Genomic DNA, 22,447 nt, shown 5'->3' with positions numbered 1-22,447 from the left:
AAGCTACTGTCCCTGTCTCCGTACTGTTTGATATGAAATTTCATCTGTTACCAAATTATATGACAACAAAACGTGAGAAGTCAAGATGATGTCTTGACTAGTCAATTTTTTCTTCTAGCGCTGGCATCTCATAATCCATCAACTGATCCCAGTCATCGCTGTTTAACATTTCAAGCTGTGCTTCAATTAACATTTTGAAACGAGTTCTAAATACTTTAGACTGCTTTTTCGTCTCCTCAATGTCCATCGCAATTTTACGAGACTTAGACAGTGCTTCATTAATAATACGGTCCGCATTTTTTTCTGCTTCTTTTATAATGAGCTTCGCTTCTTTTTCAGCGTTTCGCTTTACATCTTCCGCTGCTTCTTGAGCAATTAAAATTGATTTATTTAACGTTTCTTCGATGTTAGTAAAATGTCCAAGACGATCTGTTAATTCAGATACTCTTCCTTCTAACTCCTTTTTATCACGCATTACCAGCTCATAGTCTTTAATTACTTGGTCAAGAAACTCATTTACTTCATCTTCATCATATCCGCGAAATCCGCGATTAAACTCTTTGTTATGAATATCCAAAGGGGTTAAAGGCATCTAGGCCACCTCCGTGTTGTCTCATTACATCATTAGTAATGGTTTATTCGACATATTTTTAAAATTTCCTGCTAGTAGATTTCTTTATTTCTGCTTTCCTACAACAATTCGCCATTTTTCTTTTTTGGTTTTGCCTTCAAGTGAAACGATACGACTTCTGCCGTGGCCACGAAGCGACAAAATATCACCTTCATGACATTCAAAAGAAGGCTGTTCAATGACTTTAAAATTTACTTTTACCGCTCCATTTGCAATAAACGGCTGGACTTTTTGTCTTGATAAATTGTGAATGGTCGACAGCAAAACATCAAGCCTCATTGAAGAAACTGTATAAACGTGTTCAATCAGCTCTTCTTTTACCACATGCAGCTGCTCTCTTTGAATAGAAGAAAGTGAAACTTTGGCTTTTCCAATTGATGTTAAATTCATCTCAATATAAGAAGAAATTTCCTCTGCGGCTACAAGCTGAATATCGTCTCCCGCAACCAAAATATCGCCAAATTTTGAACGGCGCAGTCCTAAGGACATCGCCGAACCAAGAACTTGAGGATGTTCAATCGTCACAAACTTTTTAGGATAATTCAATTCGTACATATGCAACTGAAAATCTTCGCTTTCAGGCACATAGTAATCCGGATATAGCAGCGCACGCTTGCGTTCAGCAAACGGTTGTCCACCATCAAATGAAACTTGAACCTCTCCTTCAGTCCCGACAATAACCGTCACAATCTGCTGCTCTCTTGGATCTAAAAAATCCGTTAATTTTGGGCTGTATTGATGTAGGACATCTTCTTTCCACTGAAGAACTTGATCAATAAACCCATGTTCTTCTTGCCTAAAATGTTCATAAATAGACATATTATTACTCCTACTATTGGTATGTAAAAAAGGAATCCAGCGATTCCTTTTTTAAATAAACCCCATCACATTATTAAGTGAATACACGCCTCTTTCCGCAAATCGTAGTAAAAAGATTGCAACAAGAGGTGAAATATCAATCATGCCAATAGGCGGAATGATTTTACGAAAAGGCTCTAAGTAAGGCTCGCAAATACTGCCAAGCAGCTGACCAAACTTAGAGGCCCTTACATCGGGTACCCAAGACATCAAAATGTAAATAATCAGTGCCCATGAGTAAAGCCCAATCAATTTTGCGAGAATCCCAAAAACGATGTCCAAAAACTACCACCTCTTTACGTTTGTTGTATCGTGTTCTCCCATCATATCTGAAATGCTTCCGCTTACGTCTACATTATCAGGTGTACATAAAAAGATGTCGGTTCCAATTTTTTGAATGTCCCCGCCTAAAGCATAAACTGTACCACTTAAAAAGTCGACAATTCTCACTGCTTGATCTCGTTGAATGCGCTGTAAATTAACAACTACGACTTTACGATTTTTTAAATGATCCGTAATTTCTTGTGCTTCGGCATAGACGCGAGGTTCGCAAAGCATCATTTTTGATGATTTTTGAACGCTTTGCAAGCTAATCACGTTTTGCTGCTGATTCGGCTGCTGACTAGCTTTCACTGGTCTCGACTGCTGTACAGGCTCTTCTACCGACTCTTCTTGTTCGTAATGTTCTTCTACATATTCAGTATCGTCATCAAGAGCAAAAAAACTTCTAAAGCGATTTTTCATACTCATCTTGAATTACACCTCCTTAACGTTCATTCCCAACTAGCGTGGTTCCTAGTCGAATAAATGTTGCTCCTTCTTCAATTGCAATTGCATAATCGTTTGACATTCCCATTGATAGCTCCGTACAAGGTGCATACGGGAGGTTTAGTTCTTGTATACGATCCTGCAATTTCTTTAGACCTTGAAAACAGCTGCGAAGCAAGGACTCGTCATCTGTGTGAGGAGCCATGGTCATTAATCCAACTACTTGGATATTTGTAAATGTTTCAAGAGATTGAATAAATGGAATTACCTCTTCTACAGCAAGGCCATGCTTTGATTGTTCTTCGGCAACATTAACTTGTACAAAACATTTTATACGATGTCCTGCACGTTTATCAATTTCTTTTGCTAAAGATAATCGGTCTAGTGAATGAATATAGTCAACTTTATCAATCACATTTTTTACTTTTCTTGTTTGTAAGCTTCCGATAAAATGCCAGGTCGCTTTCTCACCGATTGATTCATACTTTTCTAGAAGACCTTCATCCCTGTTTTCTCCAAGATGTAAAATGCCTGCATCCACTGCTTCTGCTGCTCGTTTTGTGGAAACGTATTTTGTTACAGCAATCAGCTTTACATCTTCTCGATTTCGATTAACTTTTTTACATGCTTCAGCAATTGTTTGTTGAACTGCTTCTAGATTTTCACTTACGCTAGCTGTCACTATGTAATTACTCCTCCTTAAAGCCTATGAAGTTAAACATGCGTCCTGTTTTCCCTTGGTCGCGGCGATGTGAGAAGAACAGGTCATCTTCACAGCTTGTACAATACGACGATGTTAAAATTCGTTCCGGCAATACGCCTGCGTTTTGAATCAGCAGCTTATTGACTTTTTTTAAATTAAGCGCGTATTGTCCAGGGCTTACTTCTTGATATCCATTTTGGCCAACTACTTCGTTTACTTGTGTAATGACGCGGTTATCGACAACATAACAGCAATCTTCAATCGAAGGGCCAATCGCCACGTAAATATCTTCAACCGGAACATTTTCTTGCTCTACCCAACGTCGAATCATATTTCCTGCAATATCTTTTACTGTTCCCTTCCACCCAGCATGAGCAAGACCAACTAAATGGTGATCAGGCGCATAGAAGTACAGCGGAACACAATCTGCATAACATAAAGCTAACAAAATATCAGATTCATTTGTATAAATGCCATCCGCTGCTTTTATGCCCTCTTCATACTTGTAGAGTCCTTTTGCACAGTCGGCTTTTGTTACTTTTTGAACAGTTGCTTCATGTACTTGTTCAGCACATACAAAGCTTTCAAAAGACATGTCTAGTTCGGCTGCTAAAATTTTTCTATTTGTAATAACATCTTCTACGTTATCGTTTACGTGAAGCCCTAGGTTAAAAGAAGCAAATGGAGGTTTACTCACGCCACCATTTTTTGTGGTGAAACCAGCAACAAGCATATCATTCTTTTCTACCCAAGGGCTCAGCCACATAAACGACTCGTGATGGCTTTTTTTTAATGGCTCAGGATTCATGTATGTGACACATCCCTTGTTTCATTTGTTCTCACATATTGTACCACAGATTGCTAGGTGCTGTTGACAAAAAACTAATTCTCTTCAGGCTGAAATGCGTCTTTATAACGTACTAAAATGACATCGGAACCAATTTTCACAATATTTTTCCACGGAATCACAATTTCATCATCTTTTCCAAAGAAGCCCAATACACGAGAGCCTCCGATAATGACGGCCTGTATTTTTCCCGTTGTTAAGTCAATATCAATATCCCCTACATTTCCAAGTTTTTTGCCATCAGCCACATTCACTACATCTTTCAGCTGAAACTCTGAAATCTTTAACATGCTCTCTCCTCCTATAGCCAACTTTATTCCTTAGCCTATATATATTTTCAAATTTTCATTTCATGAAGGAAAAGCTTATTTTTTCTCTGCCATTCTCTTTCTATAAGCATTTTGTTCACTAATTACACAGTTTTTCATCAAGAGACATTCTCAATAAGCAGCGAGAAGTCCTCATAGCAATAGGAAATCTAACATGAATATCTTTTGGTTATGTATTCATTGATACATACAAAATAAGCATCGTGTCTGTTTTTATAGACACGATGCTTATTAAGTTGAACATCAAATAAAGTGAATGGTATTGATTGTATGAACAAGAGCAGCTGCCAGTTTAGAGAGCTTTTGTTAACTTTGAATATTTTTATTCATCTGTTTAATAGCAGCTTTTTCTAAACGAGAAACCTGCGCTTGAGAAATACCAATTTCTTCAGCAACTTCCATCTGTGTTTTACCTTGGAAGAAGCGCTTTCGTAAAATTAGTTTTTCTCGCTCGTTCAATCTTCTCATACCTTCTTGCAAAGCAATTTCTTCAATCCAAGTTGAATCACGGTTGCGTTCATCGCTTAGCTGATCCATCACATAGATTGGGTCTCCGCCATCATTGTAAATAGGTTCAAATAAAGAAACCGGATCTTGGATAGCATCTAAAGCAAACACAATTTCTTCATGCGGTACTTCTAGGACTTTTGAAATTTCCTCAGCTGTAGGTTCCTTGGATGTTTCACTCATAAGCCTTTCACGAACTTGAAGAGCTTTATAAGCAATATCACGAAGGGAACGAGAAACACGGATTGGATTATTGTCACGTAAATAGCGGCGAATTTCCCCTATAATCATTGGGACAGCATATGTAGAAAACTTCACGTTTTGACTTAAATCAAAATTGTCAATGGATTTCATTAATCCAATACACCCAACCTGAAATAAGTCATCAACAAATTCTCCACGATTGTTAAAACGTTGGATCACGCTGAGTACGAGACGTAAATTTCCGCTTACTAGCTTTTCTCTTGCTGTTCCATCTCCAGCCTGCATTTGTTTAAACAACTTTCGCATTTCTTCATTTTTTAATACGGGAAGTTTCGAAGTATCTACTCCACAAATTTCTACTTTATTTCTTGTCAACTCTTTCCCTCCTAACAGGAGATGATGTTCTGAATTCAGTATCTCCTCCGGAGGAAAAAATATGCACTTTTACAATTCTGACAATTCCACGCTAAAAAAGCTGATTGTATAAGATGCTTCTCAGCCCTTATACAATCAGCTTTTTTACTTAAACCATTTTATTAAATTCTTTTCGCAGCCGTTTAATAATTCGTTTTTCGAGCCTTGAAATATAAGACTGAGAAATGCCTAGCATATCGGCTACATCTTTTTGCGTTTTTTCTTCTCCGCCGGCTAGCCCAAAGCGCAGCTCCATAATTTGCTTTTCACGATCATTTAATTGGTGCAGTGCTTTCAGCAAAAGTTTTCGATCTACATTCGCTTCTAGGTCTTTTGTGATGATATCTTCTTCGGTTCCCATCACGTCAGACAATAACAGTTCGTTTCCATCCCAATCAATATTTAACGGCTCATCAAATGAAACTTCAGATCGAATTTTATTGTTGCGGCGCAAATACATTAAAATTTCATTTTCAATACAGCGAGAGGCGTACGTCGCTAGCTTAATTTTCTTTTCAGGATTAAACGTGTTTACTGCTTTAATTAAACCGATGGTGCCGATGCTAATTAAATCCTCAATATTGATTCCCGTATTTTCAAACTTGCGGGCAATATAAACAACAAGTCGCAAATTACGCTCAATCAACAGTGAACGTGCTGCTTCATCTCCTGATGGAAGTTTCTTCAAGAGCACTTCTTCTTCATCTTTTGTTAAAGGTGGTGGAAGAGCTTCACTTCCTCCTATATAGTACACTTCATCTGTTTTTAGCTTAAGTTTAATTAATAATTTGTACCACCATAATTGAAATCGAATTCGATATGTAGCCATTGTGTATCCTCCTTTATTTGTTCACACCTTTTACGATGCGGAACTTACTTCTCCAATAACGATAAGCTTCGGATGAACAATACATTCATATTGCTTCTCCACTGAAAGCGTTGTATGACTAATACCTACTAATACTTTAGTGACTTCAATCGTGTTGGACTGATGAACCAGCCTTACCATATCTGGCTTTAGAGCAAGCAGCAGCTGATTGGCTTGGCCTACGCTTCGATAAGGGACAAAGCGGACTTTTGAATACCACTCTTGATCAATATCTTCGCTGTGTGAAAAGGATTGAACATTTTTGCTTAATTCCATTAAGCCTTCAGGCAATATTTCTTTTAAAGAATCTGCTGTAACAATCATAACCGGGGTTTTCGTCAGCGGATCTACAAGCTGATTCCCACTATCAATAAGTCCTTTCATCGACAGCGTCTGTTCGTTTAAAATAACTTCTACATCTACCAGCTGATCAAATGTAATATTTTTCATTCGCAAATCATCAACTCGTGCTTTTGAAAAATAAGATAATAGCGGAAAACCAATAAGAACAAATATCCAGCTAATAGGATCACCAAACTGTGGAGATTTCGTATCAACCATTTGATTAAGAACAAGGAACTGATCTTGAAATAAAAAGTGAACGCCCATTAACCCTCCACCCACAACAAAGGTTGCAAAATAAAATGTTAATAAATTCTCAAAGAAAAAGCGCAGTCGTTTATAACCAAACGCCATCAATACCATAAAAAACGAGAATAAAATTTTAATAGCAGGGTGAACCATAAGATGAGAAAAAGGTGTAAACATAAGAAGGACAATCAATGAACCGATAAAGCCGCCAAGCAAAAGCCGCCACCACTTGTAATTCCGTTTAAGTACAACAGCACATAACATTAGTAAGATCGTATCTAACCCAAAATTCAGCATCCATATTAAATCTAAATAGATTGGCAATGTTTATAACCTCTCCATTCTTTCTGAATTTTTCTGTTAAAAATTAGTATATAGTACATCCTATTAGAAAGTCTGTCAGTTCATGCCGAGAAACAAGCAGTATTTTTGAGGAAATCATTCGATATTTGTCACACTACTTTTAGAAAGAAAACACAAACCCTTTGAAGGCGTCATATTGACCATGTCGAATGTTTTTTATACTCTTTTTGAGTTTTCTAGATTCATTGCATAAAAAAAGACCTCTGTATAAAACAGAGGTCTTGGCTTTTTATTTTCTTAGCGTCTACGATTACGGTTTCGTAAGAATGTTGGAATATCTAGCGCATCTTCAGACTGTGGCTGAGATGGACGCGTATATTCTTGCTGTACAGGTTCTTCACGCTTTACTTCACGCTTCGGCTGTGGAGCCGGTTGCTGTGTCGATTGCTGCATGCGATTCGCCGATAACGAAGGACGACCTGGTTTTGGCTGTGATAAATCTTGGTCACTAAAGCCAGTTGCAATAACTGTAACAACAATCTCATCTTTTAGGTTTTCGTTAATAACAGATCCAAAGATCATGTTCACTTCTTGGTCAGAAGCCGAAGCAACGATATCTGCAGCTTCTTGTACTTCGTAAAGACTTAGGTTTGTACCGCCTGTGATATTCATTAATACACCTTGAGCTCCATCGATAGATGTTTCAAGAAGTGGACTTGAAATAGCTTTTTTAGCTGCTTCAGCAGCGCGGTTTTCACCAGTCGCAATACCGATACCCATAAGTGCAGATCCTTTGTTAGACATAATTGTTTTCACGTCCGCGAAGTCTAAGTTAATTAATCCAGGAACTGCGATTAAATCTGAAATACCTTGCACACCTTGTCGTAATACGTTATCCGCTTCACGGAACGCTTCTAGCATTGGCGTGTTTTTATCAACGATTTCTAATAAGCGATCATTTGGAATAACAATCAGCGTATCCACTGCTTCTTTCATTGACGCAATGCCGCCTGCCGCTTGAGTAGAACGCTTACGGCCTTCAAACGTAAATGGACGAGTAACAACGCCTACCGTTAGTGCTCCTAGCTCACGAGCAATTTGGGCAATGACTGGAGCTGCACCAGTTCCAGTTCCTCCACCCATACCAGCTGTTACGAAAACCATGTCTGCACCTTTTAGTGCTTCTTGGATTTGTTCCTTACTTTCTTCAGCTGCTTTTTTACCAACTTCTGGATTAGCACCTGCACCTAATCCTCTTGTTAATTTAGCGCCGATTTGCATTTTTGTTTCAGCTTTTGATAAATTTAATGCCTGTGCATCTGTATTAACTGCAATAAATTCTACACCTTGGACGCCATGTTCAATCATTCGGTTAACCGCGTTGTTACCGCCGCCTCCGACACCGATTACTTTAATCGTCGCTAATTGGTCTACACTTGTATCAAACTCCAACATGATAGTTCCTCCTAATTCTTCGAAATTACCAATCCGTAACGTTAATCAAAGAAGTATCCAAAAAACTTCTTCATTAAATTTTGGTCATTTTTCTTTTTCGGCTGCTCAGCTGATTGTTGCGGCTGCTGTGGTTTCGGGCTAGGTTTAATCATTTCTTGCTCAATCGGCTCTTCTTCCACAACTGGCGCTCCAATTTCCCGGCCTTGTATTTTAGCATTTTTATATGCAAATTTTATTAATCCTACGCCTGTTGTATAATGCGGCTCACGTACTCCAATATAATCAGGCACTGCTATGCGCACGTTATTCTTTAAAATCACTTGAGCTAGCTCAAGAATACCAGGCATCGCTACTACTCCGCCTGTTAGAACAAATCCTCCTGGAATATCTTTGTATCCTAGGCGGTTTACCTCCTGCGTAATCATATCTAAAATCTCTTCTAATCTAGCTTCAATAATATCAGAGATTTCGAGCTGATTAAACTGCTGATGCTGATCGCTTCCAATGATCGGTACACTAAATACTTCTTCTTCAGAAGCATGATCGTAGAAAGCATGTCCATGCTTTATCTTAATATTTTCCGCGTCTTCAGTCGATGTGCGAAGGCCAATCGATAAATCTTTGGTAATGTGCTCTCCGCCAACAGCTAGTACATTTGTTACTTTCAAATGTCCTTGGTCAAAGATCGCAACCGTTGTTGAACCTCCACCGATATCTACCAGTGCGACACCTAAGTTTTTTTCATCACGAGATAATGCAATTGAACCAGCGGCTAGAGGCTGTAAACAAATATCACTGATTTCTAAACCAGCTCTTTCTACACAGCGTAATAAGTTATGTAAAACCGTTCTAGATCCTGTTATGATTGTGCCTTCCATTTCTAAACGTACCCCAATCATACCTCTAGGATCGTTAATACCTTCTAAGCCATCTACGATAAATTGCTTTGGAATAACATCAATGATTTCACGATCTGGCGGGATAGACATGACTTGAGCAGCATCAATTACTCGATGAATATCTTCGTTTGTAATTTCACGATTTTCGCTTGACACGGCTACTACTCCGTGACAATCCTGTAAAAATACATGATTTCCGCTTATGCCCACTACAACCTTTTTAATTGTAATGCCTACCATTCGTTCAGCTTGTTCTACTGCTTTTCTAATAGATTGAACTGTTGCATCTATATCAACGATAGAACCTTTTTTTAGTCCGTGTGATTTAACATTCCCTACACCAATGATATTCAATGAATCGTTACTCATCTCTCCGATGATTACTTTCACACTGGATGTACCGATGTCTAAACTAACGTATATTTCATTGCTGTTCATTCTTTGGCACCTCCTTTTTCTTTCTGCACATGTCATCTTAAATAAATTAAGAAGAACAACAATATTAATTTTTTATTATATGAAAATATTCAACAAATACATCTGTTTCCCTTTTGTAAAATCAATTTTTTTCAAGTTTTTCACAGACTTTATCTCTTTCAAAGAACAAAACGTTCTTGTTTTGACTTTTTTTTAGATTTAAGCCTCAAATTCACTGAAAAAAAGCTATTTAACTACAAGTCTACACTAAGATGTACACTGAGAAAAGCGAAACTTACCTAGAACAAATATTACATTTCCATTTCACAGCAGCGGAGAAGAAAATCATATGTATGCAGAATACTTGCATGTGATTATACAATGTACAAGGGCTAGTTTGCCAGTCTCAACTCATCTATTTCCTTTAATTAACACTTATAAAAAATAATTACTGCTTGCTCTTTTTATAAGGTTTAAATGCATATCCTTCTTCTAAATCAATAATGCCTTTTTGATCATCACTCAATTTACTTGCAATAGCTGGGTAATGAATAATTTTATCAGAGAAGTTGCTAATTTTCCCGCTTACTTCACGCGTATCATTCATAAACACCTCGATGTGAAGAGGTTCTGATTTTGTCGGCGCGTAGTAAATCTCAGAAATAGCCCCTTTTATACTCTTAGGCGTTTTAGCTAATTCTTGAACCATGCTTTGTATAGCGTCTCCGTCTTTCCAGTCAATTAGCAACGGAGCGTCGGATGACACTTTCTTAGCACTTACTTCTTTTAAAACTTTTCCATTTTCATTCACAGGGAAATATTTATTCCCCGAGGTTACATATGCAATTCTTGCGTACTCTTTTACGTCGATTACAACCTTATTAGGAAATGTTTTATGAATGACAGCTTCCTTTACCTCAGGGTTTTTTTCGACTTTTTCTTGAATTTGATCAGCGTCAGCTTTCCAGTAGCTGGTTTTTTTGGACAGACCACTCGCTTTGACAATATCCTTATCACTTACATGTTTATTCCCTTGTACTTCAATGTTAGAAACATTACTCAGAGAAGATTGAGAATATACAATAAATAAAATAAGGATGAAAAAGAGTGATAAATACAAAATAAGCCGTCTATTTGCTTTTTGCTTTCGCTGTTCTTGCAGCTTCGGTACACGATCTTCTAAAACAATTAACTTACCTTTTTCCATTTTTTTCACCCTTATCCATTTGAGAAAATAAACGAGGACTTACCATCTATTTATTTCCAATCTTTGCTTCATGAGAATATCCCCATTATAGCATAGAATAAACACATAAAAGCTACCTTTTCACGCATAACCATACAGCGAAGGGCTGAGTAATTAGCGACCGATAATCTCAACTTCTGTATGAATATCAATATCGAATTTCTCTTTAATTGTTTTCTTAACATGAGCAATTAAATTCAGCACGTCTGAAGCCGTTGCATCTCCTGTATTGACAATGAAGTTCGCATGCTGTTCACTAATTTGCGCACCGCCTACTGAAAAACCTTTTAAGTTGGACTTTTCAATTAAGTCTCCTGCATAATTTGGAAGCGGATTTCTAAAAATACTTCCTGCACAAGGGAAATTCCAAGGCTGTGTTTCGCGGCGATAGTCTTTATTTTTCTGCATGACCGCCACAATATCATCTTTCGTTCCCTTTTTCAAACGCAGCACAGCTTCTACACATACTCCAGGACGGTCTTTTTGTAGAATGGAATGACGATACGAAAATTGAAGCTCTTCATTTGTCAGCCACTCCAGAGTGCCATCTTCAAATAAAATCAGCGCTTTTTCGACTACATGAGACATATCAGAACCATGGGCACCTGCATTCATATAAACAGCGCCTCCCACAGATCCAGGAATTCCACTTGAAAACTCCAATCCAGACAGACCTTGTTTTGTAATAACTGTTGCAAGCTTGATGCTAGGGTATCCCCCACCTACAGTAACCGTCTCTCCATCTACTGTTAAATCATCTAATCCGGCTCCGAGCTTAATGACCACACCTTCAATTCCCTTATCAGAAACAAGAAGATTAGATCCTCGACCAATCGCTCTCCATTTCACGCCGTGTTTTTTAATCATATCCATTGTAACTTTTAAGTGATCAACAGAATCAGGTTCTACAAGCACATCTGCTGGACCACCAATTTTCATTGTTGTATGTTTTGCTAGCGGTTCATTTTCACGAACCTTTCCAATATTCGCTTCGACTAACTCTTTTACTAACGCTTCCATAAGAACCTCCTAAAACCCTCTTTGCTGTTATAAAACTTTCATGTCAATGCGCCCTTACTTCTAATGCATAAGAATAATAAGAACAGATTCATAACTAAGCAGCAGCACCTTGTAAGATACCTTTTTTCTACGAAGGCACTCTATTCTGTTGTCAATTTCATCATTTTTATTTATCGTATGACATTCACCCATAGAATGTACGTTCATCTGCTATATAAAGTAATTTTGATTGTTTTTTTATCGTTTTTCATTTAGAAGTTAAACACATGCTGACAGTCATAAAAAAACGCTACGCTCATAAGTGCACATACGTTCACCTACTCACTAAGATAAAACATTTAACCTTACACATCATACCATAGTTGGACTCAAAATTGGTTATCACAACATTACATTTTAAAAACATTTCATACAAAAATATCATCTATCTGTAAAAAATCGAAAATAAACCGCCAACAAAATCCGGCGTGCACTTGGATTTAAGATGACGGTTTACTTCAGTAGACCATTGCCTACTTGACATTATACAATTTTTTTCAATTAATAGCGAGAATATCTACTAACATTTAACAAAACTCCAACTGCTGCCAGCATGAGCGTCAGCGACGATCCGCCGTAACTTAAAAATGGAAGCGTAATTCCCGTAACAGGCATAAGACCTGTTACCACGCCTATATTAATCATGACTTGAATCGCAACCATTGAAATAATTCCTAAGGCTAAGAACGTTCCGTAAAGATCAGGTGCTCCGAGCGCTACTTTAATTCCTCTCCAAAGCAATAAGCTAAACAAAAGCAGAACAAGCGTTCCGCCGATGAAACCGAGCTCTTCTGCCAGAATAGCAAAAATAAAATCAGTTTGAGGCTCCGGCAGATAAAAGAACTTTTGTCTACTTTGCCCTAACCCTAATCCAAGCAATCCCCCCGGCCCAATTGCATAAAGAGATTGAATGATTTGAAACCCGCTTCCAAGCGGATCTTCCCAAGGATTTAAAAATGAGGTGATGCGTTTAATCCGATAAGGAGCTGATAAAACAAGCCCTACAAAACCGGCAACGCCAAGCAACCCAAGACCTGCAAAGTGACTTACCTTTGCTCCTGAAACAAAAATCATGACTAAACAAGTTCCAACAAGCACCGTTCCAGTTCCTAAATCCGGCTGCATCATAATAATGCCAAACGGTAAGAAAACCAGTAATAACGCCGGTAACATTCCTTTTCTAAAGGATGTAATTTTCTTCTGGTTTTCTGATAAATATTTCGCTAAAAATATAATCATAGCAAACTTCATAAATTCTGAAGGCTGAATCGAAAACGCTCCAACTCCTATCCAACTTTGCGACCCATTCCGTACTAGCCCTACTCCCGGAATCAATACAAGTACCAGCATAACAAAGCAAATGATTACAATTGGCTTTGCCCACGTACGCCACATCCAATAATCAATATTCATGATGACAAACATCGCGCATACTCCAAGCCCTGCAAATAAGAGCTGGCGTTTAGCAAAGAAAAAAGAATCATTAAACTTGTATGTAGCCCATACCGCACTTGCACTGTATACCATGATAAGGCCGATGGTTAGCAAGGAAAGCGTAACGATTATGAGAAAAAAATCTGGGGTAGACCTTTTTGTCGACACTGTCACACACCTCTAAAAATAGATTAGGGCTAGTGTATTTTCTAGGTGTTTAGACAAGCCCTTATTTCAGTTTATGCACAGATTCAATAAAGATGTCACCACGTTCTTCAAAAGTTTTAAATTGATCCCAGCTTGCACAAGCAGGAGATAATAAAATAACATCTTCTTCATCTGAACAAGCATATGCTTCTGAAACTGCTTGTTTAACATTATCGACACGTTTTACAATTTGTATTCCCTCTTCTTTGGCTACGCGTTCAATTTTAGGAGCCGTTTCACCAAACGTAATAACAGCTTTCACATTTTTAAACTCTTCTTTTAAATCATCAAACTCATTGCCGCGATCGAGTCCGCCTGCAAGTAGAATCGTCGGCTGTGAAAAAGCGGAAAGAGCTACTTTTGTAGCAAGCATATTTGTAGCTTTAGAGTCATTATAAAACTTACGTTTGTTGATTGTCGTGACATATTGAACGCGGTGTTTAACACCAGCAAACGTTGTGAGCACGGAGTAGATAGCTTCATTTGAACAGCCGTACAGCTTCACAACGGATACAGCTGCTAAAATATTTTCTTGATTATGTTTGCCTGGCAGCACCACATCTTTTAACGACATCACTTCTTCATCTTTAAAGAAAATCGTTTCGTTTTTAATATACGCTCCTTCTGTCGTTTGAGCTGTAACAGAAAAAGGTACTTTTGTCGCTTTAATATTTGCACTAGCTTTCATCACTAGCTCATCATCCGCATTAATAACGGCAAAGTCTTCACTTGTTTGATTGTTAAAGAGATTTGCTTTCGCTTTAATATATTCCTCTTTTGTACCATGATAGTCTAAGTGAGCATCAAACAAATTCAATAATAAAGAGATTTTCGGACGGAATTTTTCAATTCCCATCAGCTGAAAAGAAGAAAGCTCCGTTACAATTACATTGTCCTTTGTTGCTTTTTGCGCCACTTCACAAGCTACTGTTCCAATATTTCCAGCAATCAACGGCTGCTTTTGATCTTCTTCTAACATTTTATAAATGAGCGTTGTTGTTGTTGTCTTCCCATTGCTTCCCGTAATTCCGATAAAAGGAGCTTCGCTAATTTCATAAGCTAATTCTACCTCTGTTAAAATCGGAATATGTCGCTTTAATGCTTCTTGCAATAGAACATTTGAATACGGAATCCCAGGGTTTTTTACAATAACGTCCGCTTTGTCTAAAAGCTCAAGCGGATGATGTCCACAGACAACTTCAATGCCCGTTTTTTCTAACTCCTGTGCTGCTGCGTTCTCTTCGTACGGTTTTTGATCATTAACGACTACTTTAGCACCAAGCTGTTTAACTAACTGAGCGGCTGCTAAACCGCTCTTGGCTAATCCTAAAATAAGTACTTGTTTACCTTGATACGTATTGACTGATTTCATTTAAATCCACACCTCGATATAAATTCCAAGCATTGCAAATAATAGTCCTACAGCCCAAAAAGTCATAACTACGCGCCATTCCGACCAGCCGCTTAGCTCGTAATGGTGATGAAGCGGGCTCATTTTAAACACACGTTTTCCTGTTGTTTTGAAAGATGCGACTTGAATAATAACAGATAATGTTTCAATAACAAACACACCACCGATAATAACAAGCAAGAATTCCATTTTCATTAAGACAGCCACCGTAGCGATAGCTCCTCCTAGCGCTAAAGAACCCGTATCTCCCATAAATACTTTTGCAGGATGGGCATTAAAAACTAAAAATCCTAACACAGCTCCTACTACAGCAACTGAGAAAATAGATAGTTCAAACTGCTCTGCATTCCAGGCGAGAACTGCAAATGCACCAAAAGCAATCGCACTTGTACCAGATACAAGTCCGTCTAATCCATCCGTTAAGTTGACCGCGTTTGAAAAACCAACAAGCCAGATGATGAGGAAAACAACATAAAACCAACCTAAATCGATTGGGTCTTTAATTCCTGGAATCGTCACTTCAGTTGAAAACTCAAACTGTCTTGCAATAAAGTAAAAAATAATTGAAATGACAACCTGACCTAAAAACTTTTGTTTAGATGTTAATCCAAGGTTACGCTTTAACACTACTTTTATAAAATCATCTAAAAATCCTAATAAACCAAATCCGATTGTGACAAATAATAATAGAAACGTCTTATATGTAAGTTCTGCATATTGATTGACCATAATAAGAGTTGCCACAATAATAGATAATAAAATCATGATACCGCCCATTGTAGGTGTACCTGATTTTTTTTGGTGAGATTTCGGGCCTTCATCACGAATACTTTGACCAAACTTTAATCTTCTTAAGAAGGGAATAAAAATCGGCGACAATACAACCGTAATCAAAAAGGCTACGCCGATTGTCAATAAAATTGATTGTTCTAGCACGATGCCCCCTCCTTAACTTCTAACTCATTCCGACTCATTTTGTTCTCTACCCATTTCATTACTACTTTCGCTCCTCAATCATTTTGCGTGCTACTTCTCGATCGTCAAAATCGAATACTTTTTTACCAATAATTTGATAGGTCTCGTGCCCTTTTCCAGCAATGACAATAACATCATCTGCATGCGCTGTTTCCACTGCATAGCGAATAGCTTCTGCACGATCAGCAATCGTCACATAGTTATCTGTATCCAAACCTTCTTCCATATCTTTTAAAATAGCCAATGGATCTTCACTTCGTGGATTATCAGATGTCAAAATAGCTTGTGTACTGTATTCAGCTGCAATCCGAGCCATGATTGGTCGTTTTGTACGATCTCGATCTCCGCCACAACCAACAATAACATATATATTGCGTTTTGCGAATTCTTTTACAGTTTTTAACACGTTCTCTAAGCTGTCCGGCGTGTGGGCATAATCCACGATAACCGTAAAATCTTGCTGCGCATCAACCACTTCAAAACGCCCAGACACACCTTCTAACACTTTTATTTCCTCGACAATAACTGACAGAGGGAGACCAGATACTAAACATGCAGCCGTAGCCGCTAATACGTTGTAGACGCTAAATTTCCCAATAAGCTTCATTTCTACAGAAACCGTTTCTGTCGGTGTTGTCAAATCGAACGTTGTGCCGCTGTTTGTAATTTGAATATTCGTTGCACGAATATCACTTTCACGGTCAATACCGTACGTAATCACTGTAGCAGCCGTGTTTTTAATATATTCCTCGGTTGCCGCATCATCGACATTAAGAACAGCAAATTTAGGACGAGTATGGTTATAAGCATTTCCTAACTGTGCAAATAGCAACCCTTTCGCACGACGATAATCTTCCATTGTATGATGATAGTCGAGGTGATCTTGCGTTAAGTTACTAAATACCGCCACGTCAAAGTCGCACCCGTGTACGCGTCCTAAGTCAAGCGCGTGAGATGATACTTCCATCATCGCTACTTCTACATTCTCTTCCACCATTTGATTAAATGTTTTTTGAAGAGTCAGCGATTCAGGCGTTGTGTTTTTCACATCATAAGACGTATCACCAATACGAATTTCAATCGTTCCAATTAGACCCGTCTTTTTATGCTGTGATTTAAAGATATGCTCAATTAAATGTGTAATCGTTGTTTTTCCATTTGTGCCTGTTACACCAATTAAATGCATTTTTTGTGTGGGCTGATTGTAGAAAGCATCCGCCAGCACTGCCATTGCTCGCTTTGTACTCTTCACGCGTACAACGGGCACTTCTACATCCACAGGCTTTTCTGCTAAGATTGCTACTGCCCCTTTTTCCACAGCCATCTGTGCAAAGCTATGACCATCAACCGTATAGCCGTCTATACAAATGAACAATGCTCCGGGCTTAACTTCTCTTGAATCCATTTCAATTGACGTAATATCAATATTCTGTTCAGGAAGCTGAACAAAATCATGTAAATGTGTTAGTAGTTCTCGTAAATCCATTCCTACCATGTCCTCTCTATTTGTAAAGTGAAACGTTTGTTATAAGACGCTATGGCAACTATTCTTCTTTTTCTAGCACCTAACCTATTACATTTTACAGAAAAAGAAGCCCGGAGGGAACACCCCCAAGGCTTATTTGTTGATTTCATGTTCACACGCAGCGTAACCTGCTGATTATCATGCAAGGAAGAATAATAGTTTATAGAGATTTTTATTTTCCCATATAAATTCTAACCGTTTCGCCTTCTTTAACTTTCGTTCCGGCTGCAGGAGACTGCTTGACCACTTTATCTCCTTCGCCACTCACATCTAATTTTAAATTAAGTAGCTGTTCTTGTAACTCTTTTTTTGACATTCCTACGACATTTGGTACTTTTATCATTGGTGTGTCCAGCCACGTTAACTCTTTTTCAATTTGTCCTTTACGCGGTTTAACGTCCATCACACGCAAACTGTCTTCAATCATTTTACCTACAATCGGAGCTGCTACCACTCCACCAAACTGAATGGTGCCCTTTGGATTATCAACCGCAACATACACGACAATTTCAGGGTTATCTGCTGGTGCAACACCGATAAAAGAAACGATGTGATTATTTTTTAAATACTTTCCATTTTGAGCTTTCTGCGCCGTACCCGTCTTTCCTCCAACGCGGTACCCTTCCACAAAAGCTCCTTTTCCGCTTCCTTGCGCGACTACACTTTCAAGAGCAAAACGCACTTGCTTAGACGTTTCCTCGGAAATAACTTTTCGCTTAGCAACCGGTTTATGACTGCTTACAACTTTTCCGGTAGTTGGATCCACCCACTCTTTTGCAATATAAGGTTCATAAAGCGTTCCACCGTTTACGGCTGCTGAAACAGCAGCTACTTGTTGAATAGGAGTAACAGCAACCCCTTGCCCAAAAGCTGTTGTAGCTTGTTCAACCGGACCCACGCGCTCAAGCGGGAACAAAATTCCTTTTGCTTCCCCTTGTAAATCAATACCTGTTTTTTGACCAAAGCCAAATTCTTTAATGTATTTGAACAATTTCTCTTTTCCTAAACGTTCCCCAAGCTCCACAAAACCAGGGTTACATGAGTTCTGTACAACTTCTAAAAAAGACTGCTGTCCGTGTCCGCCTTTTTTCCAGCAGCGAAGTCTCGCTCCTCCAACTTCCGCGGCTCCATCATCGTAGAATTGATCTTTTAGTAAATCCACTTTCTTTTCTTCAAGAGCAGCTGCCAGTGTAATAATCTTAAACGTTGATCCGGGCTCATATACGCTCCAGATTGGAAGATTGCGATTATACACCTCAGGCTTCACATTTTTAAAATCCGTCGGATCAAAGCCTGGACGACTTGACATACCTAAAATTTCACCGTTTTTAGGATTCATGGCAATGGCAATCATACCATCTGGATTATAAGCTGTCTGAGCATTATCCAACTCACGCTCCATGATTGTTTGCACACGTGAATCAATGGTCAATCTCAAATCGAGCCCGTCCACAGGCGCTGTGTAGTCATCGGCTATATTGGGCATCTTTTTACCTTTAGCATCAGAATACAATTTAACTGAACCTTTTTGTCCTTTTAGCTCTTTATCATAATATAATTCAAGGCCCGTTAACCCTTGATTATCTACTCCCGCAAAGCCTAATACATGCGACAAATAACTTCCAAACGGATAGTACCGCTTCGAATCCTCAGCTATATATACGCCTTTTAAATTTAAATTTCGCACTTCATTTGCTTTCGCATGTGAAATTTTTCTTCCTTCAGGACGCAAATATACGCTAGAAGAAGCTTTTGTTATTTGTTCATATACTTTTTCTTTTGATGCTCCCAGCACTTTTGCTAACTTTTCAGCCGTAACAGCTGGATTTTCAACTTGTCTTGGCATAACTAAAACGGTCGGTGCACTTTTATTTGTAGCAAGTGCCACATCATTGCGATCTAGTATCTTTCCTCTTTCAGGTTCAAAAGGAATATTCCGACTCCATAAGTCTTTGGCTTTTTCAGTTAGCGTATCCCCAGTCAGCAACTGTACATATCCAAGCCTTGTATCAATAATCAAAAACACAATAAAACCGACAAACAAAACAATGGCTAGCCTTTTACGAACTGTGACTCCTGATACCCGCATATATTAGAACCTCCTCTGAATCGGCTCGTTCCAATATATGCTTGTACAGGATTCACTAGAACTTATTTTCTAGTCAAGTTGCTTATCGTCTTTTTTACTGTCAGATTCACTTTTTTCCGTTTCTTTTAGCTTATTTAACGTGCTTGAAAATTCTTTAGGCGTTTCAAGTTCCACTTTCAGGTACGTTCCTGCTTTTAGCGGATCTCCTGCTTTAATACTTTGACTTACAACATAACCATTTTCAAGTGCGCTAGGTCGAACGTTGACAAATTCACTAAAGCGAATAACGTCACGATGTGAAAAACCTGTTAAATCAGGCATTGTGGCTTTTCCGTTTGTCTTAATGAACACGCGTTGACCAGTGACACTGGTATCAGAAGTCGGTGATTGGCTTTCTACCGTATCTCCTTTACCTATTACAACAGGAACAAGCCCTTTTTGTTTTAAGTCTTTCACGGTACTATCAACTGATTCATTAACGTAAGATTTAAGCTTGATTTCTGAATCCACTTTCTTTTCTTTCGTTTCTTTTCCGTCTTCATCCGTTTTTTGAGGCTCCACTCCTAAATACTGCAGACTATTTTTCATCACCGGATTAAATACAGCTGTAAGCGGCGCAGTACCCGTTTCTTGAGGCGTGAGAGTTGGATTTTTAACGGCTACATAGACAAGGAGCTTTGGATCCTTAGCAGGTGCAAAGCCCATAAAGGAAATGAAATTTTTCCCGTGTCCATGCAGGTAACCTCCGGTAGGCCCAGGAATTTGAGCTGTTCCCGTCTTTCCAGCGACATCGTATCCTTCAATCGCGTAAGGTTTGCCTGTTCCATCATCAGAAGAAACAACGGTTTCTAAAATACCTAGCGTTTCGTTCGCTGCTTTTTTAGAAATAGGCTGGCCTACTACGGTAGGTTTTGTTTTCTTAATTGTTTTCTTATTTGTTTCATCGACTACTTGTTTAATCACGTAAGGCTTCATCATTTTCCCGTCATTTGCAATCGCAGTAGCCGCTTGAATTTCTTGAATAGGCGTAAAAGCAGACGCCTGTCCAAACGCAGTGGTTACGCGGTCTCTCGGGTACTTCGTCACTAACTTGCTAGAAGCTTCGTTTGGCAAGTCAATTCCCGTCTTATCCATAAAGCCAAACTTGTCCAAGTATTTATACAAACGGTCGGTACCTAATTTTTCGTTGGCTAAAATGGCAACCGCTACATTTGAAGACCTTTGAATTCCTTCATTAAATGTAATAGCTCCCCAGCCGACTCCGCCGTTGTGATCGTTAATCGGAACGCTGTTTTTCGTTACTTTATAAGATCCCGACTGATAGCGGTCTTCGCCGTTATAAACGCCTGCATCAATCGCGGCTGCTAGCGTAAAGATTTTCATCGTTGAACCAAGCTCATAGCTGTTTTCAACAAACGGATTGCGATAAGAAGTGATATCACGAATATTTGGATCAAATGAAGGTCGGTTTGACATCGCCAAAATTTCACCGGTTTTCGGATTCACTACCGTTGCCATTAGCTCTTCTGGTTTATATTCTTTAGCAGCAGCTGTCATCGCATCCTCTAAAAACGTTTGAATTTTTTCATCAATCGTAAGCGTAACGCTGTCTCCGTTTTTAGGAGCTACAATTGACTCTTTTGGATCCGGAAGCTTAATTCCGTTTTTAGCAGCTTCGTATTTCACATATCCATCTTCTTCAGAAAGCTGCTTATCAAATACTTTTTCAATTCCCATTTTCCCTACGATTTTACCCGTATCATCTTTTTGTGCATATCCTAAAATACTTGAGGCAAATACACCGTTTGGATAGAAGCGCTTCGAATCGCGTAAAAACGTGATGCCCGGGAGATTTAGCTTCTCAATTTTTTGCTTTAGCACGTTATCAATATCACGTCCGCCTGGGCCAAGTTCTACTTGGAAGGTACCACGTTTAATTCCTCTCGTTAACATGCTTTCAATTTTGGATTCGTCCATCTTCAACAATGGGGCTAATTTTTGAGCCGTCTTTTCTGGGTCTACCACATGTTGCGGGTGATCTTTATCTTTTGTTTGTTTTTTATCTAAAATCGCCACAACCGTATAAGCACCCGTGTCTTGGGCGATTGCTTCTCCATTTCGATCGTAAATCGTACCGCGCTGTCCTTCAATTTTAGACGTTCGCGTATGCTGTTTTTGTGCAATTTCGGCTAAAGCTTCTCCGTCTGCTTTGCCCGTCGCTTGGATGTAAAAGAACCTGATGGCTAATACAAAAAAGAGCAATGCAAATATTAAAATTAATATTGCTGCTCCTGTACTAATATTGCTATTTTTTCTTGGCGTAGTCATCGCAATTAATCGTTAACGACTTTTACGTTATTTTCATTCAATTTTAGTCCAAGTTCTTTTGCTTTTGTCCAAATACGATCGTATGCACTTAACTCTGTTACCTGTAATTTTAACTCATTGTTTTTTGCTTCTTGCTTGTCAATCTTTCCATCGAGTGATTGCACTTCTTCACTGATGCTATAAAGCGAAGATTGATTTGAAATGATTTGCACAGACCCAAACAGCATGAGTGCGACAAACCCAGAATACACAATTTTTTCACCAACCGTGATTTTTCTTTTTGTCTTTCGAACAACTTGACGTACCGTCTTTTGCTGCTTCTGCTGCTGGTCTTGCTCTCTTACTTTGTATGCTGCATTGTTCATTCTCGTCCCCTCCT

General features: G+C 38.7%; 21 protein-coding genes and 1 other annotated feature (1 of these 22 cut by a window edge). All 21 genes read right to left on the bottom strand.

All coding sequences use genetic code 11. From position 1 onward, the window contains the following. Nucleotides 1-28: a binding site (T-box leader), on the bottom strand (it extends 193 nt beyond the left edge of the window). Between the two features lie 69 nt (nt 29-97). After that, nucleotides 98-592 (bottom strand): DivIVA domain-containing protein, encoded by a 495-nt coding sequence (locus tag ACWATA_RS03290; RefSeq protein ID WP_013058945.1) that lies wholly within the window; start codon nt 590-592, stop codon nt 98-100. A gap of 84 nt (nt 593-676) precedes the next feature. Beyond that, complete coding sequence (locus ACWATA_RS03285; protein WP_154989733.1) at nt 677-1,450, bottom strand: YlmH family RNA-binding protein; 774 nt, start codon at nt 1,448-1,450, stop codon at nt 677-679. 51 nt (nt 1,451-1,501) lie between these two features. After that, complete coding sequence (locus ACWATA_RS03280) at nt 1,502-1,771, bottom strand: YggT family protein (RefSeq protein ID WP_028411469.1); 270 nt, start codon at nt 1,769-1,771, stop codon at nt 1,502-1,504. Nucleotides 1,772-1,774: 3 nt separating this feature from the next. Further along, complete coding sequence (locus ACWATA_RS03275) at nt 1,775-2,239, bottom strand: cell division protein SepF (RefSeq protein WP_028411470.1); 465 nt, start codon at nt 2,237-2,239, stop codon at nt 1,775-1,777. Nucleotides 2,240-2,255: 16 nt separating this feature from the next. Continuing rightward, on the bottom strand, nt 2,256-2,939 hold the full coding sequence (locus ACWATA_RS03270) for a YggS family pyridoxal phosphate-dependent enzyme (RefSeq protein WP_154989731.1): 684 nt from the start codon (nt 2,937-2,939) through the stop codon (nt 2,256-2,258). 7 nt (nt 2,940-2,946) lie between these two features. Then, nucleotides 2,947-3,768 (bottom strand): peptidoglycan editing factor PgeF, encoded by an 822-nt coding sequence (gene pgeF, locus ACWATA_RS03265; RefSeq protein WP_028411472.1) that lies wholly within the window; start codon nt 3,766-3,768, stop codon nt 2,947-2,949. A gap of 74 nt (nt 3,769-3,842) precedes the next feature. Then, nucleotides 3,843-4,097: a YlmC/YmxH family sporulation protein gene (locus ACWATA_RS03260; RefSeq protein WP_013058951.1), complete on the bottom strand. Its 255-nt coding sequence runs from the start codon at nt 4,095-4,097 to the stop codon at nt 3,843-3,845. Between the two features lie 345 nt (nt 4,098-4,442). Continuing rightward, a complete protein-coding gene (gene sigG / locus ACWATA_RS03255) occupies nt 4,443-5,222 on the bottom strand; it encodes an RNA polymerase sporulation sigma factor SigG (protein WP_013058952.1) in 780 nt (259 codons plus the stop codon). Nucleotides 5,223-5,370: 148 nt separating this feature from the next. Beyond that, nucleotides 5,371-6,090, bottom strand: a complete 720-nt coding sequence (gene sigE / locus ACWATA_RS03250; protein ID WP_013058953.1) for an RNA polymerase sporulation sigma factor SigE — start codon at nt 6,088-6,090, stop codon at nt 5,371-5,373. A 30-nt stretch (nt 6,091-6,120) separates the two neighbouring features. Continuing rightward, complete coding sequence (spoIIGA, locus tag ACWATA_RS03245; protein WP_014458377.1) at nt 6,121-7,044, bottom strand: sigma-E processing peptidase SpoIIGA; 924 nt, start codon at nt 7,042-7,044, stop codon at nt 6,121-6,123. A gap of 276 nt (nt 7,045-7,320) precedes the next feature. Further along, on the bottom strand, nt 7,321-8,478 hold the full coding sequence (gene ftsZ, locus ACWATA_RS03240) for a cell division protein FtsZ (protein WP_013058955.1): 1,158 nt from the start codon (nt 8,476-8,478) through the stop codon (nt 7,321-7,323). Nucleotides 8,479-8,519: 41 nt separating this feature from the next. Next, on the bottom strand, nt 8,520-9,815 hold the full coding sequence (ftsA, locus tag ACWATA_RS03235; protein WP_013058956.1) for a cell division protein FtsA: 1,296 nt from the start codon (nt 9,813-9,815) through the stop codon (nt 8,520-8,522). A gap of 427 nt (nt 9,816-10,242) precedes the next feature. Beyond that, nucleotides 10,243-11,001: a cell division protein FtsQ/DivIB gene (locus ACWATA_RS03230; protein ID WP_033579764.1), complete on the bottom strand. Its 759-nt coding sequence runs from the start codon at nt 10,999-11,001 to the stop codon at nt 10,243-10,245. 153 nt (nt 11,002-11,154) lie between these two features. After that, nucleotides 11,155-12,060 (bottom strand): UDP-N-acetylmuramate dehydrogenase, encoded by a 906-nt coding sequence (murB, locus tag ACWATA_RS03225; RefSeq protein WP_028411473.1) that lies wholly within the window; start codon nt 12,058-12,060, stop codon nt 11,155-11,157. Nucleotides 12,061-12,600: 540 nt separating this feature from the next. Further along, nucleotides 12,601-13,701, bottom strand: a complete 1,101-nt coding sequence (spoVE, locus tag ACWATA_RS03220; RefSeq protein ID WP_013058959.1) for a stage V sporulation protein E — start codon at nt 13,699-13,701, stop codon at nt 12,601-12,603. Nucleotides 13,702-13,762: 61 nt separating this feature from the next. Next, nucleotides 13,763-15,112, bottom strand: a complete 1,350-nt coding sequence (murD, locus tag ACWATA_RS03215; RefSeq protein WP_028411474.1) for a UDP-N-acetylmuramoyl-L-alanine--D-glutamate ligase — start codon at nt 15,110-15,112, stop codon at nt 13,763-13,765. Then, the gene (mraY, locus tag ACWATA_RS03210; RefSeq protein ID WP_013058961.1) at nt 15,113-16,087 is read right to left on the bottom strand and encodes a phospho-N-acetylmuramoyl-pentapeptide-transferase; all 975 of its coding nucleotides are present in this window, start codon (nt 16,085-16,087) and stop codon (nt 15,113-15,115) included. Nucleotides 16,088-16,148: 61 nt separating this feature from the next. After that, complete coding sequence (locus tag ACWATA_RS03205) at nt 16,149-17,612, bottom strand: UDP-N-acetylmuramoyl-L-alanyl-D-glutamate--2,6-diaminopimelate ligase (protein WP_028411475.1); 1,464 nt, start codon at nt 17,610-17,612, stop codon at nt 16,149-16,151. 211 nt (nt 17,613-17,823) lie between these two features. Further along, on the bottom strand, nt 17,824-19,740 hold the full coding sequence (locus ACWATA_RS03200; RefSeq protein WP_013084856.1) for a stage V sporulation protein D: 1,917 nt from the start codon (nt 19,738-19,740) through the stop codon (nt 17,824-17,826). Nucleotides 19,741-19,809: 69 nt separating this feature from the next. After that, nucleotides 19,810-22,068: a penicillin-binding protein gene (locus ACWATA_RS03195; protein WP_473049571.1), complete on the bottom strand. Its 2,259-nt coding sequence runs from the start codon at nt 22,066-22,068 to the stop codon at nt 19,810-19,812. Nucleotides 22,069-22,073: 5 nt separating this feature from the next. Next, nucleotides 22,074-22,433 (bottom strand): cell division protein FtsL, encoded by a 360-nt coding sequence (ftsL, locus tag ACWATA_RS03190; protein ID WP_028410764.1) that lies wholly within the window; start codon nt 22,431-22,433, stop codon nt 22,074-22,076. Nucleotides 22,434-22,447 lie beyond the last annotated feature (14 nt).

The sequence above is a fragment of the Priestia sp. USM5 genome (assembly GCF_058323215.1).
This window is presented reverse-complemented; position numbering and strand designations above follow the sequence as displayed.

Bases quoted from the DNA above. Each gene is read 5' to 3' on its own strand.
- pgeF (WP_028411472.1), bottom strand. From the start codon at position 3,768: ATGAATCCTGAGCCATTAAAAAAAAGCCATCACGAGTCGTTTATGTGG.
- ACWATA_RS03230 (WP_033579764.1), bottom strand. From the start codon at position 11,001: ATGGAAAAAGGTAAGTTAATTGTTTTAGAAGATCGTGTACCGAAGCTG.
- ACWATA_RS03195 (WP_473049571.1), bottom strand. From the start codon at position 22,068: ATGACTACGCCAAGAAAAAATAGCAATATTAGTACAGGAGCAGCAATA.
- murB (WP_028411473.1), bottom strand. From the start codon at position 12,060: ATGGAAGCGTTAGTAAAAGAGTTAGTCGAAGCGAATATTGGAAAGGTT.
- sigE (WP_013058953.1), bottom strand. From the start codon at position 6,090: ATGGCTACATATCGAATTCGATTTCAATTATGGTGGTACAAATTATTA.
- ACWATA_RS03205 (WP_028411475.1), bottom strand. From the start codon at position 17,612: ATGGATTTACGAGAACTACTAACACATTTACATGATTTTGTTCAGCTT.
- ACWATA_RS03290 (WP_013058945.1), bottom strand. From the start codon at position 592: ATGCCTTTAACCCCTTTGGATATTCATAACAAAGAGTTTAATCGCGGA.
- ACWATA_RS03200 (WP_013084856.1), bottom strand. From the start codon at position 19,740: ATGCGGGTATCAGGAGTCACAGTTCGTAAAAGGCTAGCCATTGTTTTG.
- ACWATA_RS03275 (WP_028411470.1), bottom strand. From the start codon at position 2,239: ATGAGTATGAAAAATCGCTTTAGAAGTTTTTTTGCTCTTGATGACGAT.
- ftsZ (WP_013058955.1), bottom strand. From the start codon at position 8,478: ATGTTGGAGTTTGATACAAGTGTAGACCAATTAGCGACGATTAAAGTA.
- ACWATA_RS03260 (WP_013058951.1), bottom strand. From the start codon at position 4,097: ATGTTAAAGATTTCAGAGTTTCAGCTGAAAGATGTAGTGAATGTGGCT.
- murD (WP_028411474.1), bottom strand. From the start codon at position 15,112: ATGAAATCAGTCAATACGTATCAAGGTAAACAAGTACTTATTTTAGGA.
- ACWATA_RS03285 (WP_154989733.1), bottom strand. From the start codon at position 1,450: ATGTCTATTTATGAACATTTTAGGCAAGAAGAACATGGGTTTATTGAT.
- ftsA (WP_013058956.1), bottom strand. From the start codon at position 9,815: ATGAACAGCAATGAAATATACGTTAGTTTAGACATCGGTACATCCAGT.
- ftsL (WP_028410764.1), bottom strand. From the start codon at position 22,433: ATGAACAATGCAGCATACAAAGTAAGAGAGCAAGACCAGCAGCAGAAG.